Source organism: Paenirhizobium cremeum, from assembly GCF_022884085.1.
Classification (GTDB): domain Bacteria; phylum Pseudomonadota; class Alphaproteobacteria; order Rhizobiales; family Rhizobiaceae; genus Allorhizobium; species Allorhizobium cremeum.
Map to the genome: position 1 here is coordinate 215,061 of NZ_JAGGCS010000006.1, position 13,465 is coordinate 228,525.

At 61.1% G+C, this 13,465-nt stretch carries 12 protein-coding genes and 1 tRNA gene; 8 read left to right on the forward strand and 5 right to left on the reverse strand.

What is annotated here, in order from left to right; all coding sequences use genetic code 11:
- The first annotated feature begins 172 nt into the window (after positions 1-172).
- Entirely contained in the window at positions 173-730 is a 558-nt protein-coding gene (locus J5N58_RS13325; protein ID WP_113443783.1) for a fasciclin domain-containing protein, read from the forward strand.
- A 451-nt stretch (positions 731-1,181) separates the two neighbouring features.
- Positions 1,182-1,907, forward strand: a complete 726-nt coding sequence (locus J5N58_RS13330) for an anti-sigma factor (protein ID WP_112827731.1) — start codon at positions 1,182-1,184, stop codon at positions 1,905-1,907.
- A gap of 109 nt (positions 1,908-2,016) precedes the next feature.
- Here J5N58_RS13330 and yihA read toward each other — a convergent pair whose 3' ends face one another.
- The 4 genes from yihA to rpmH all read right to left on the reverse strand — a co-directional run bounded on the left by yihA (position 2,017) and on the right by rpmH (position 5,118).
- Positions 2,017-2,667 (reverse strand): ribosome biogenesis GTP-binding protein YihA/YsxC, encoded by a 651-nt coding sequence (gene yihA, locus J5N58_RS13335; RefSeq protein ID WP_112827732.1) that lies wholly within the window; start codon positions 2,665-2,667, stop codon positions 2,017-2,019.
- An 89-nt stretch (positions 2,668-2,756) separates the two neighbouring features.
- The gene (gene yidC, locus J5N58_RS13340; RefSeq protein ID WP_112827733.1) at positions 2,757-4,562 is read right to left on the reverse strand and encodes a membrane protein insertase YidC; all 1,806 of its coding nucleotides are present in this window, start codon (positions 4,560-4,562) and stop codon (positions 2,757-2,759) included.
- Complete coding sequence (gene rnpA / locus J5N58_RS13345) at positions 4,562-4,951, reverse strand: ribonuclease P protein component (RefSeq protein WP_112827734.1); 390 nt, start codon at positions 4,949-4,951, stop codon at positions 4,562-4,564. The genes yidC and rnpA overlap by 1 nt, the downstream gene beginning before the upstream one ends.
- A gap of 32 nt (positions 4,952-4,983) precedes the next feature.
- Complete coding sequence (gene rpmH, locus J5N58_RS13350; protein ID WP_112827735.1) at positions 4,984-5,118, reverse strand: 50S ribosomal protein L34; 135 nt, start codon at positions 5,116-5,118, stop codon at positions 4,984-4,986.
- A 441-nt stretch (positions 5,119-5,559) separates the two neighbouring features.
- Between rpmH and J5N58_RS13355 the strand changes: the two genes are divergently transcribed.
- The 4 genes from J5N58_RS13355 (at position 5,560) to J5N58_RS13370 (ending at position 11,219) form a co-directional block, all read left to right on the forward strand.
- Positions 5,560-7,584 carry a methyl-accepting chemotaxis protein gene (locus tag J5N58_RS13355; RefSeq protein ID WP_244711139.1) on the forward strand — a complete coding sequence of 675 codons (2,025 nt, stop codon included), beginning with the start codon at positions 5,560-5,562 and terminating at the stop codon, positions 7,582-7,584.
- Between the two features lie 177 nt (positions 7,585-7,761).
- The gene (locus J5N58_RS13360) at positions 7,762-9,246 is read left to right on the forward strand and encodes a sensor histidine kinase (RefSeq protein WP_244711141.1); all 1,485 of its coding nucleotides are present in this window, start codon (positions 7,762-7,764) and stop codon (positions 9,244-9,246) included.
- A 135-nt stretch (positions 9,247-9,381) separates the two neighbouring features.
- Positions 9,382-9,458, forward strand: a tRNA-Arg gene (locus J5N58_RS13365).
- Between the two features lie 267 nt (positions 9,459-9,725).
- On the forward strand, positions 9,726-11,219 hold the full coding sequence (locus J5N58_RS13370; RefSeq protein WP_113338357.1) for a succinyl-CoA:acetate CoA-transferase ScpC: 1,494 nt from the start codon (positions 9,726-9,728) through the stop codon (positions 11,217-11,219).
- A 6-nt stretch (positions 11,220-11,225) separates the two neighbouring features.
- Here the strand turns inward: J5N58_RS13370 and J5N58_RS13375 are convergent, their stop codons facing one another.
- Complete coding sequence (locus J5N58_RS13375; protein ID WP_112827739.1) at positions 11,226-11,528, reverse strand: ArsR/SmtB family transcription factor; 303 nt, start codon at positions 11,526-11,528, stop codon at positions 11,226-11,228.
- 84 nt (positions 11,529-11,612) lie between these two features.
- Here J5N58_RS13375 and trxC point away from each other — a divergent pair, with 84 nt between their 5' ends.
- Together trxC and J5N58_RS13385 are read left to right on the forward strand one after the other, a co-directional pair.
- A complete protein-coding gene (trxC, locus tag J5N58_RS13380) occupies positions 11,613-12,059 on the forward strand; it encodes a thioredoxin TrxC (protein ID WP_113338356.1) in 447 nt (148 codons plus the stop codon).
- A 158-nt stretch (positions 12,060-12,217) separates the two neighbouring features.
- Complete coding sequence (locus J5N58_RS13385; RefSeq protein ID WP_244711229.1) at positions 12,218-13,465, forward strand: alpha/beta hydrolase; 1,248 nt, start codon at positions 12,218-12,220, stop codon at positions 13,463-13,465.

The window sequence follows — 13,465 nt, forward strand, 5'->3', positions numbered from 1 at the left end:
TTTTCGTTTCAGTGACTTGAGTTTTTTCCGATCTTTTGGCTGCTCTCTGAAACTTTTTTCGCCGACCTCTCGTCCCTTGTCGTGTTCCCGATATCGGGATCAAAACAGCCGCCCGGATGGCAATTCTGCCGCCGAGGACGGATCGAGAACACAAGGACAGAGGAAAACCGAAATGTTCAAGACCACTCTTCGCCCGCTCACCCTTGCCGCCGCACTCGCAGTCGGTACCGTGGCCGCCCACGCCGAAAACCCCATGGTCGGCGGTGCAGCCATGTATGCAGACAAGAACATTGTCGAGAATGCCGCCAACTCCAAGGATCACACGACCCTGGTCGCCGCCGTGAAGGCTGCTGGCCTGGTCGAAACCCTGTCCGGCGCTGGCCCGTTCACGGTCTTTGCTCCGGTCAACGCCGCCTTCGATGCCCTGCCGGCAGGCACGGTCGATACGCTGCTGAAGCCTGAGAATAAGGAACAACTGACCAAGGTACTGACCTGCCATGTCGTGGCAGCCGAAGCCATGTCGTCCGCCGTTGCCAAGATGATCGCCGATGAGGGCGGCAGCCATGCGGTCAAGACCGTTGGCGGCTGCACGCTGAAGGCCAAGATGGACGGCGACAAGATCACCCTCACTGACGAAAACGGCGGTGTGGCGACTGTCACGATTGCCGACGTCAAGCAATCGAACGGCGTCATCCACGTGATCGACAAGGTCCTGTTGCCGAAGGCTTGAAGATCAAGCCGCTGGCCCCGCCTCTGGCGGGGCTCCAGAAGGCCGGGCCCACTGCGTCAGGTGGCCTGGCCGATGGCCTTGAGGATTGCCGCGCGCAAATCCTCGAGGCCATTTCCTTTTTCCGAGGAGGTGGCAGCGACGAAAAGACAGGTGGCAAGCCGTCATGGAATACCATCGTCGCTGGATCTCGGCCTTCCAGTGCAAGATCGATCCCGATGGGTAGTGGGGCTCTTATCGCCGGGTCCGTTCAATAAACCTCGATCCCCGTGGAACGAAAGCGGATTGACACTCGTATATAAGCGATAGATCCTGATGCTGTGTACGCGGGGAGGCGTGCCGATGAGGAGGAGCTCTCATATCCGGACCGATGGGACGGCGTGGCGTGCCGTAGGGGATGGTGTGCGCTCGTGGCTGCGTTGCAGCCTTTTGATCGTGGGGGAGGAGGGCATGCATGACGATACCGCACAAGAGCAAGGGTGATCGTTCGCGGGATGAGGTCCTTGCGGGCGAATATGTGCTCGGCGTCCTCGGGAGCGAGGAACGGCTGAATGTGGAGGAACGACTGCGCGGCGATCGCCTGTTTGCAGCCATGGTTCGCCGCTGGGAGGATAATCTCCTGCAACTCGATACGGCCAATGGCGCCGAGGTGCCGCCGGAAATGCTGCTCTCGAAGATGGAAGGCCTTCCGTGGCCCCCCCGCCGGCGCCGGGGGTCGGTGGCGGGCATTGTTTTTGCCTTCTGGTCTTCGCTTCCCTTCTGGCGTGGCATCGGGCTCGCCGTGCTTGGCACCTTCGCGCTTTATCTCTGTCTCGAGGCTGGCGCCGACATGCGCCCCGGCCCCGGTCAGCCCATGGCCCTTCGCTCGGTTGGCGGCGATGGGGCCATAAACCTGGTCGCCCATTATGACGATGTTTCGGGGCGCTTGCAGGTGACGCCAGCGGTGGTCGGCGGCGGCGGCAAGAAATCGCTCCAGCTATGGTTGGTCGGAGAAAAGGAGGAACCGCGCTCGCTCGGCGTTCTGCCGCAGACCGGAGAAAGCGAGATTGTCGTTCCCCCGGAATTGCGAAACCGGCTTCTCGAAGGAGCGAGCCTTGCCTTCAGTGCCGAGCCCCTTGGAGGCTCCTCCTCGGGCAAGGCGAGCGGACCCGTCATGGCTCTGGGCTTGGCGCATCCCTGAGATGTCCTAGGGCCTGCCGCGCAAAACTGTTCGGCTGTCCTGCGCGCGAAATTGCGTGACAACAGGGAAATAGGGCTTTGAATGCGCGTCCGTTCTTGCCGGGAATGCTCTAGCTGACGGTCTCTACGATTGCCGCGCGCAGCTCTTCGAGACCGTTGCCCTTTTCGGATGAGGTGGCGAGGACGAAGGGGTATGCGGCCGGCCTCTTCCTGATCTTGTCGAGCGTTTCCGCGACAAGCCGCGGCACGCCGGCCTCCTTGATCTTGTCCGTCTTGGTCAGAACGATCTGGTAGGAAACCGCGGCCTTGTCGAGCAGGTCGAGAACTTCGTCGTCATTCTTCTTGAGGCCGTGACGAGCATCGATCAGCACATAGACGCGCTTGAGGGTCGCGCGGCCGCGCAGGTAATCGAAGACGAGCTTGGTCCATGCATCGACCTGTTCCTTCGGCGCCTGGGCATAGCCATAGCCGGGCATATCGACAAGAGCCATCGGCGGCAGGTCGCCTGCCTCGCCGGAATACCCGTCGGGAACGAAATAATTGAGTTCCTGGGTACGGCCGGGCGTGTTCGAGGTGCGGGCAAGTCCCTTCTGCCCGGTCAGCGCATTGATGAGCGACGACTTGCCGACATTGGAGCGGCCGGCGAATGCGACCTCGAGCGGTCCTTCCGGCGGCAGGAACTTCATCGAGGGTACGCCGCGGATGAAGATCCACGGACGACCGAACAGGGGCTGTTCGCCGGCTGGCAATTTGGCTGTCATGGGCGTCGCCTCTCCCGGTGTGTTGATCGGTCCGTATACTCGCAAGATCCTTACAAAAAAAGCCCCGGACGAACCGGGGCTTTTCCGTCTTACTTGGTTTCGGCCGGTTTTCGTTTGAACATGCCCTTCAGATTGTCGAACAGCTCTACCTTGACGCCGTGGCGTTTCATGATGATCGCCTGCTGCAGGATCGAAAGCGTATTGTTCCAGGCCCAGTAGATGACGAGACCTGCGGGGAAGGTGCCGAGCATGAAGGTGAAGATCAGCGGCATCCAGTTGAACAGCATCGCCTGCGTCGGGTCCGGGGGCGTCGGGTTCATGCGCATTTGCAGGAACATGGTAATGCCCATGATGATCGGCCAGATGCCGAGATGCAGGAAGGTTGGCGCCTCGAACGGCAACAGGCCGAACAGGTTGACGAAGGTCGTCGGATCGGGAGCGGAAAGGTCCTGGATCCAGCCGAAGAACGGCGCATGCCGCATCTCGATGGTAACGTAGATCACCTTGTAGAGCGCGAAGAACACCGGGATCTGCAGGAGCACCGGCCAGCAACCGGCCACCGGATTGATCTTCTCGGTGCGGTAAAGCTCCATCATCGCCTGCTGCAGGCCCATCTTGTCGTCGCCGAACTTGGCCTTCAGCTCTTCCATCTTCGGCTGCACGCGCTTCATGTTGGCCATGGAGGCATACTGCTTGCTGGCGAGCGGGAAGAAGATCAGCTTGACCACGATTGTGGTCAGCAGGATCGCGACGCCGAAATTGCCCACCAGACGATAGAAATAATCCATCATCTTGAACATCGGCTTGGTGATGAAATAGAACCAGCCCCAGTCGATCATCAGATCGAATTTCGGGATAGCATAGGTCGCTTCATAGCTGTCGATGACCGGAACTTCCTTGGCCCCGGCAAAAACCAACTGCTTGACGCTCGCGCTCTGACCGGGAGCCACGGAAACCGCGGCGTTCTTGTAGTCGGCCTGGAAGCGGGGCTGCCCGTCGGTGAAATGCGAGAAGCGCGACTCGTAGCTCAGCGTTTGCTGCGGCACGAGGGCGGCCGCCCAGTACTTGTCGGTAATGCCGAGCCAGCCGCCGGTCGCGGCTTCGTTGGCGACGGCTTCCTTCTCGATGTTCGAGTACTTGTCCTCGGTGAGGCCGTTGTCGGCGCCGATAACGCCGAGGAAGCCCTCATGCAGGACGTACACGGAAGGCGTCGAGGGTTTGTTGTAGCGCGTTATGCGGCCATAAGGGGCGACGTCGAGGGCTGCCGCACCGGCATTGGTGATCGTGTCCTCGACCGTGAACATGTAGCGGTCGTCGACGGAAATCTTGCGCTGGAAGGTGAGGCCGGCCTCATTGGTGAAGGAAAGAGTAACCGGCGTCGTCTGGGTCAGCTTGTCGCCCTCGGCCAGCGTCCAGACAGTCGAGGGCCCCGGAGCAGCACCTGCGCCCGCGCCGGCGATGTAGCCGAGCTCGGCGAAATAACCGTCCTTGGTATCGGCCGGGTTGAAGAGTGTAATGATCGGGCTCGTAGGGTCCACGGTTTCGCGATATCCCTTGAGCTTCAGGTCGTCGAAACGGGCACCGGCGAGATTGATCGAGCCGGAAAGGGCGGGCGTATCGATGACCACCCGCGTCGATTTTGCGAGCGCTGCTTCACGATCGAGCCCCCCGGTGGCCGGCGCCGTGCTTCCCGGAAGCGTCCCGCTGACGGTGCCGGGTGTGGAGGCGGCGGTGTTCTGGTTTGCGGCGGGTGCGGTCTTGGCCTGTTCGGCGATCCGGGCCTGCTCTGCCTGGCGCTGCGCCTCGATCCTCGGATTCATGATGAAGAACTGCCATCCGAAGACGATCAGCACGGACAGAGCAATCGCGATGATGTAATTGCGGTTGTTTTGCATCATTCTTTCCTGGAATCGGTCGCGGAGGACCGAGCGTTTCTTGGTTTGGCCTTGATCCTGTCGGCCAATTGCGCGGCAAGCTGCTGGAAGGGGGCGTTCAGCACGTCCCTCCGGGCGACAACCACATAGTCATGTCCGGGCTGCATTGCAAACGCTGCGTTCAGCCGCACGGCCTCCTTGAGGCGGCGGCGCATGCGATTCCGCTCGACGGCGTTTCCATGTTTCTTGGTGACGGTAAAGCCGACGCGGGCCTCGCTGTCGGGCGCCTTGCGATCGAGAACCTCGAGCAGGAACAGGCTTCCCCTGCGTTTCTCTCCTGCGCGGACCGCAAGGAACTGCGGCCGGCTTTTCAGCCGCCCGACAGATTTCTTGTCTTTGGGAGCAGTCATTCGCCCGGCTCTCTCAACGGGCCGGCCCGGCCTTAGGCCGAGAGACGCTTGCGACCGCGGGCGCGGCGGGCTGCGATGACCTTGCGGCCGCCGGTGGTGGCGATACGTGCACGGAAGCCGTGACGGCGCTTGCGGACAAGCTTGGAGGGTTGGTAGGTACGCTTCATTTATTTAATACCGCGGTGTGCGGCCCTTCTTGGGTTTGCATTGCTGCAAGAGCGTTGGATTGAGCGCACGGCAGACACCCGTCGGTACGGGCAGGTCGAGCCGAACGTGCGCGGCTTATAGGTGCGAAAGGCGCCTGAGTCAATTCCGGAGCCGTCTTCGCCTTGATTTGTAGGCCCTGCAAAAAATCGCAGTCATTTGTTAACTTTTCGGACCCGGCCGGTCGGGGGCGGGAATCTTGCTTTTCGTCAATAATGGGCGGGATCGGTCCGCCGCGTGCATGAAGGTCTCATCGAGCGACGGATTTTGCGTCAATCATGCGCGTCGGAGAGGTGAAAAATCGAAAATTCCTCGCTGCAACAGTTCGTTAACGAGCATATTCTACTTTAGTAAAAATGTAGGGGTCTTCGCAGACGCCCGTCGAGGCCATCAGGGAGAGGTTCGTGAAGATTAGCGGCAAGGTTTATTCATTAGTTGGCATCCTGGGACTGGCGGCCATCGTCATAGCGGCGATGGGCATTTTCGTGACCGTTCAGTATGGAGCGAAATCCTACGAGCTCAAGACGGTTTCCGATCGTGCCTATCTGGGCGAACGTCTGAACCGCATGGTGACCGCGGTGGTCATGGAGGCACGCGGCATCTATGCTGCGCCGAATACTGAAAAGGCAGCCTCCTTCGGCAAGGGTCTCATGAAGAACCTGGACGAAATGGACAAGGTGATTGCCGAATGGCAGCCGCTGGTGCCGGCAGCTCAGAGGGCGACCTTCGATGCAATGGTCAGCCGTGCCAAGGAATTCCGCACCTTCCGATCCGAGACGGTGCGTCTCGGCACCGAGGTTTCGCCCGCCGCCGCGAACGAACAGGGCAACAACGAAGCGAACCGCGCGAACCGCAAGGCCTTCCAGGCGGAAATCGATGCTGTGGTCAATGCCGACAAGACCGAACTGCAGGCATTGAGCAGCTCGCTTGCCTCCTTTCAGCAGCTGATGCTCATTCTGATCTCCGGTGTCACGTTTGTCGCTGTTGCCATTGGCGTCGGTTTCGGCATCCACATCGGCGTCAATCATCTGAGCCGCCCTATCCGCAATGTTACCGCTGCCATGAAGAGGGTGGCCGAGGGCGACTTCTCCGCTGAGGTACCCTATAACGGCCGGCCCGATGAAATCGGTGAAATGGCCGCAACCGTCGAGGTGTTCAAGCAGAACGGCCTCGCTGTCCAGCGTCTGAACGCCCAGGAAGCCGCCATGCGGGCGAAGAGCGACGACCTGCAGTCCGGCATGTCCGTCGTGGTCGCTTCGGCCGCGGCCGGCGATTTCAGCAAGCGCATCGAGAAGGACTATCAGGACGCAAATCTCAACCAGTTTGCGGCCAATATCAACGACCTCCTGTCCTCCGTCGACTCGGGCGTTTCTGAGACCCGCCGCGTCATTGCCAGCCTTGCATCCGGGGATCTCACCCAGTCGATGCGGGGCGAGTTCCGCGGCGCCTTCGCCGAACTCAAGACCAACGTCAACACGACCTTCGATCGCCTGCGCCAGACCATGATGGAGGTTCGCGGCAAGACCGATACGATCAACGGCAGCACCTATGAGCTGACGTCCGCGACCAATGATCTCGCCAAGCGTACCGAACAGCAGGCGGCGGCGCTCGAGGAGACTTCGGCGGCGCTCGACCAGATCACCGTCGTGGTCCGCGGTTCCAGCGAACGCGCCCAGGAAGCAAGCCGCATGGTAAGCGAGGCCAAGGAAAGCGCTGCCCAGTCCGCCATCGTCGTCAGCGACGCTGTCGAGGCCATGGGGCGCATCGAGCAGGCCTCGCGCGAGATCAGTCAGATCATCAACGTGATCGATGAGATTGCCTTCCAGACCAACCTTCTGGCGCGTAACGACGGTGTCGAGGCCGCCCGCGCAGGCGAAGCCGGCAAGGGCTTTGCCGTCGTCGCCCAGGAAGTGCGCGAACTTGCCCAGCGTTCCGCCAATGCGGCCAAAGACATCAAGGCGCTCATCACCAAATCCGGCCAGGAAGTTGCCGGCGGTGTCTCTCTCGTCCAGCGTACGGGCGAATCTCTCGCCGAGATCGAGACCCGGGTTCTGCAGATCAATGACCACATTCATTCGATCGCATCGGCGGCCAAGGAGCAGTCGACCGGCCTTGCCGAGGTTGCCACCGCCATGAACCAGATGGATCAGGTGACGCAACAGAATGCTGCGATGGTCGAGGAAACCTCTGCCGCCACGCACAAGCTCTCGGCCGAGGCCGACAACCTCGCGGCCCTGGTCGCCCGGTTCCGCACCGGCGAGGGGCATGCGCAGGCCTCGCCGGCGACGGTGGCCCGTGCCACGCAGCACAAGCCAGTGTCGTCTCCGGCCCGCCAGATGGTCGGTACGGTTGCCAGGGCCTTCGGCGGCGGTCGCGCAGCGACGGCCAGGGCCCCAGTTCAGGAAACCGAAAGCTGGGAAGAATTCTGAGCGATACCCGATCGCTGCCCAGAGATATCGGCCCCGGACTATTCCGGGGCCTTTTCATTCGCCTTGGCTGTGATTTGCCAGTATTGGCCAAGTCCGGTTCGCTCGTTTATGATGGCAAGTCTGAATGAGCGATTTGCACCCGATGCGCCGCTGGAGGCGGCGGTCCGGAGATGTGGAATGTTGGAGCACGAAGGGGCCGAAACGAACGCGGAGGGCGGCGGCATCGCAGCGCGGCCGCGCTGGGTGCGGGGCCTTTCCGGCAAGCTGCTCTGGTTGACAGTCAGTTTCGTCATGCTTGCGGAGGTGCTGATCTTTGTGCCCTCGGTTGCCAACATGCGACTGCGCTGGCTGCAGGATCGCCTGAACACTGCGGCCGCGGCCGCCGTCGTGATCGATGGTCTCCAGCCGCTCGAACTTCCGCGCACCGTCCAGGACGATACCCTCCTCGCCACCGGTACGAAAGCGATCGTGCTGCGCAAGGAAGGCACCTCGCGGCTGCTCGTGGTCGATAACATGCCACCAGAGGTCGATGCCAAGTTCGACCTTGCCAGCGTGACGACCCTGCAATCGATCAGCGATGCACTCTATACACTTGCGCTGGGTGGCGATCGAATCGTGCGCGTCTACGGCCCGGTCGGAGACACCGGCACCGTCGTCGAGATGGTGATGCAGGAGAAAAGCCTGCGCAATGCGATGATAGCCTATGCTCGCAGCGTTTTCACCGTCTCGCTGCTGATTTCCGTATTCACGGCGCTTTTGATGTATCTCGCCATCAATCGCATGATGATCCGGCCGGTACGACAGCTGACGAACAGCATGCAGGCCTTCGCGGAACAGCCGGAGGATCCGGCGCGTGTGCTGGTGCCGGCACCCGGCGATGATGAGGTCGCCATCGCCGGGCGTCACCTGTCGATGATGCAGCAGCAGTTGCAGAAGACGCTGAAGCAGCAGAAGAACCTTGCGGATCTCGGCCTCGCGGTCTCGAAGATCAATCACGACATGCGCAACATTCTCGCCTCGGCGCAATTGATGTCGGACCGGCTGGTCGACGTCGAGGACCCCATGGTGAAGAGCTTTGCGCCGAAGCTTCTGCGCACCATCGACCGTGCTGTCGGCTATACGAGCGAGGTTCTCGCTTATGGCCAGGCTTCGGAGGCCGCGCCGCGCCGCCGCCGCTTCCGTCTCGCTGAACTCAGCCAGGAAGTGCGGGATATCCTCGCGCTCGATTCCGACAGCGGCATTGAGTTTGTCGATCTGGTGGGGCCTGACATCGAGGTCGACGGGGATAGCGAGCAGCTGTTTCGTGTGGTTCATAATATCTGCCGCAACGCGGTTCAGGCGCTGACGAACCATGGGGCCGATGATCCGGATGCCCTGCGTCGAATCACCGTTTCCGCCCAGCGCGTGGGCAGTGTCGTCGCGATTGCCATCGATGACACCGGTCCGGGCATGGCGCGCAAGGCGCGGGAAAACCTCTTCGCAGCCTTTCGAGGCTCCGCTCGTTCCGGCGGCACGGGGCTTGGTCTGGCCATTGCCCGTGAACTCGTGCTCGCTCATGGGGGAACGATTGCCCTTGTGGAAAAACCCGGGCCAGGGACGCTTTTCCGCATCGAAATCCCGGATCGCCCTGTGGCGCTTGACGATTGGCGGGTTCGGGCGTGATCGGGAAATTCCGCGATTTCAGCGGGCCGATCAGCTTGTTACAGCAAAATGACTTTTTTTCCGAAAGGCGCTTGCATTCCTGCGCGGCACGCTTTAGAGGATCGCCACGCAGCCGGTGACACACCGGCGAGGCAAGCACCCGTAGCTCAGCTGGATAGAGCACCAGACTACGAATCTGGGGGTCAGGAGTTCGAATCTCTTCGGGTGCGCCATTTCTTTCCATATATTCTTTCCTTCTCGTGGCCTCGAACGACTCGTCGCTGACATCTCGTGTGTTGGCTGCTGAGAGTATCGCCCGCATGTCCCCATCGCATCTCATGGTCGACTCGCGCCCAGAAGATATGCGCTGATTGCATATCAGATCTGCTGCCGATGAGACTGAAGGATGATTGCGTCCGTGGCGGGCTGGCCGGTAAGCCATTGGCCACTCGCCTCGCTGTCAGGCGCCCGTAAAGTTATTCCATCGATAAGGACGAGAGATGTTGCGCGACCGGATCCGATACAAGCCCTTGCTTGACCGCGTGGTGAGCGCCGAACAGGCCGCAAGCTTCATCAAGGACGGCATGACTGTCGGCATGAGTGGCTTCACGCGTGCGGGCGAAGCGAAGGCGGTGCCGCTGGCTCTGGCCGAGCGCGCGAAGAAGGATCCGTTGAAGATCACGCTGATGACCGGGGCCTCGCTGGGCAACGATCTGGACAAGACCCTGGCGGAGGCTCATGTGCTCGCCCGCCGCATTCCGTTCCAGTCCGATCCCGGCCTGCGCAAGGCGATCAACGCCGGCGAGGTCATGTTCATCGACCAGCATCTTTCCGAAACGGTCGAGCAGTTGCGGACCAGCCAGATCAAGCCGGTCGATATCGCTGTGATCGAGGCCGTCGCCATCACCGAGCACGGTGGCATCGTGCCGACCACGTCCGTCGGAAATTCGGCAAGTTTTGCGATTCTTGCGGACAAGGTCATCGTCGAGCTCAATCTCTCCCAGCCGGTGACGCTGGAAGGTCTTCACGACATCTATATTCCGACCCGCCGACCCGCCCGCATGCCGATCCCGGTAGTCACGCCGGAAGCCCGCGTGGGACTGCCCTTCATTCCGATTCCGCCGGAAAAGATCGTCGGGATCGTCGTGTCGGAGAAGCTCGACAGTTCCGCGACCATCCAGTCGCCGGATGTCGAAACCAGGGCCATTGCCGGACACCTCACGGATTTCCTGCTGAACGAAGTGAAGCAAGGGCGCATGGGCTACGAACTGCAGCCGCTGCAGGCCGGTATCGGCACCATCGCCAATGCCGTTCTGCACGGCTTCATCGATACGCCCTTCCATGACCTGAAGATGTATTCGGAAGTGCTGCAGGATTCGACTTTCGAACTTTTTGATGCAGGCAAGCTCACCTTTGCTTCGGGTTCATCGATCACCTTGTCGGCCGGCATGTATCAGAAGGTGCTGCCGCGCCTTGCCGAATACAAACATCGCCTGATCCTGCGGCCGCAGGAGATCAGCAACCATCCGGAGGTTATCCGGCGTCTCGGCCTGATCTGTATCAACACTGCGCTCGAATTCGACATCTACGGCAATGTCAACTCGACCCATGTGGGCGGCACCCACATGATGAACGGGATCGGCGGGTCGGGCGATTTCGCGCGAAACGGCTTCATGTCGATCTTCGTGACCAAATCGGTTGCCAAGAACGGTGCCATTTCCTCCGTCGTGCCGATGGTAAGCCACGTCGATCACACCGAACACGATGTCGACGTGCTGGTAACAGAGGTCGGCCTTGCGGACCTGCGCGGTCTCGCTCCGCGCGAGCGTGCCGCGGTCATCATCGCCAACTGTGTCGAACCGAGCTACCGCGATGCCCTGCAGGATTACTTCGACCGCGCGGTGAAGCGCGGCGGCCAGACGCCTCACGTCATCGAGGAGGCGCTGTCCTGGCATGTGAACCTGCGTGAGAAAGGCACCATGCGGCCCGCCTGAGGCGGGTCACACGGCGCAATAGGTTCCGTAAAGAGCCGTAATCACGTTGCGCGCCGGTTCGCTCTCTATCCGGTACCAGATGGTCTGGCCATCCCTGCGACCGGCGATGATCTTGTCGCGGCGCAGGAGCGCCAGATGCTGCGACACGGTCGAATCCCGGATACCGAGAAATTCGGCGAGCTGCCCGACAGAGCGTTCGCCATCCACCAGTTGGCAAAGGATCAGCAGCCGGTGACGGTTGGCCAGCGCCTTGAGCAGTTCGCTGGCGTCGTCGGCCGCAGTTTGCATGGAATCGGGGTCAATTTTCATTGTTGCGTATCTACGTTAGAATGAATATATTGTCAAGTGACCCACCCCGCCAGCATGGGGTTTGAAATCGCGGAGAATTGCAAGATGTCCGACGAGCTAAAAATCGTTTGTCCGCAATGTTCTGCCGTCAATCGGCTGTCATCGGCGCGTCCGGCTGCAGAGGCGCGTTGCGGCAAATGCGGGCACGCGCTGTTCGCGGGGCATCCCGTGGAGGCGAATGGCGTCACTTTTGAAAAACACACGAGCCGGAACGACATCCCGGTGCTGGTCGACGTCTGGGCACCCTGGTGCGGTCCCTGCCGCATGATGGCACCGGCCTTCGCGGAGGCAGCGGCGACTCTTGAGCCTTCCGTACGCCTTTTGAAGCTCAATTCGGATGCAGAGCCCCAGGTGAGCGCAGGCCTCGGCATCCGTGGCATTCCGACCATGCTGCTTTTTCGCGGCGGACGGGAAATCGGCCGCGTGTCTGGTGCAATGACCGCCCGCCAGATCGTCGACTGGACGAAGGGGACCCTCGGCGGCGCTGCCTGACCGCCCGATCCAGAGGGAGTATGGGGACTGGAAACCGGCCTTGAAGCCCGCTAAAACTAAAGCCGCTGCTTGCGTCTTGCGTTGGAGGGCTGCCGTCCTTGACATCCGTCGAACTTGATACCGGAGTTCGAATTGCTCTCCTTCGCCGAGTTGGCTTGATCGTCCGTGGCCTTTGCGCCCTTTCGGTCGTCGTTCCGGTGCTTGCAGCCTGTGCCGGCCGGCCGATCGGCGTCATGGAGCCGGTCGGAAAGATCGCCGATGGAGCGACCCGAGTGGACCTGATTGCCGCGACCACCCGTGCGCCCGCAGCCGACAAGGCGATCCTCTTTACCGGGGAGCGCGGCACGGGCCTGATGATCGATGCGGTCACAATTTCCATTCCACCCGATGACAAACGGACCGTCGGCCAGGTGCAATGGCCCAAGAAGCTTCCGCCGGATCTTGAAAAGGATTTCGCAACGGTCGCTGTCGAGCCGATCGAGACGCGCCAGGAAGGCGAGAAATGGCTCGCCCGGCATGTGCCGAAAAGCCGCCGCGTCCTGGTCTTCGTGCACGGCTTCAACAATCTCTATGAAGAGGCGGTCTACCGCTTCGCCCAGATTGTGCATGACTCAAAGGCGGACGTCGTGCCTGTCGTGTTCACATGGCCGTCCCGCGGGTCGATTTTCGACTACGCCTATGACAAGGAGAGCACCAACTATTCACGCGACGCGCTGGAGGATCTGTTGACCCAGATCGCGCGCAACCCGGCGGTAGGCGAGATCACTGTCATGGCCCACTCCATGGGAACCTGGCTTGCCGTCGAAGCCTTGCGTCAGATGGCGATCCGCAATGGGCGCATCGACCCGAAGATCGGCAACGTTATCCTAGCGGCGCCGGACCTCGATGTCGACGTGTTCGCCCAGCAGTTCCAGAGTTTCCGGGGCAAGGCGCCGCATTTCACGCTCTTCGTTTCGCGTGACGATCGTGCGCTGACGCTTTCCAAGCGTATTTCCGGCAATGTCGAGCGCCTCGGCCGCATCGATCCATCGGTTGAGCCCTATCGCAGTGAACTGGAAAAGGCCGGGATTACGGTTCTGGACCTGACCAAGCTGAAATCCGGCGACCGCCTCAATCACGGCAAGTTTGCAGAAAGTCCCGAGGTCGTTCGCCTCATTGGAGACCGCCTGATCGCGGGCCAAGCGGTGACGGAATCCCAGATCGGCATTGGCGAGAGCCTTGGCGCCGTGGCGATTGGCGCCACCAATACCGTGGGTCAGGCGGCGAGTTCTGTGATCTCGGCTCCGATTGCCATCTTCGATCCACGCACCCGCCGAAACTACGGTCAGCAATTGCTGCTTCTCGGCAATTCCGCCGGAAATACTGTCGGTGCGGTGGGAGACAGCCTGGGAACCGTGGGGAACTGA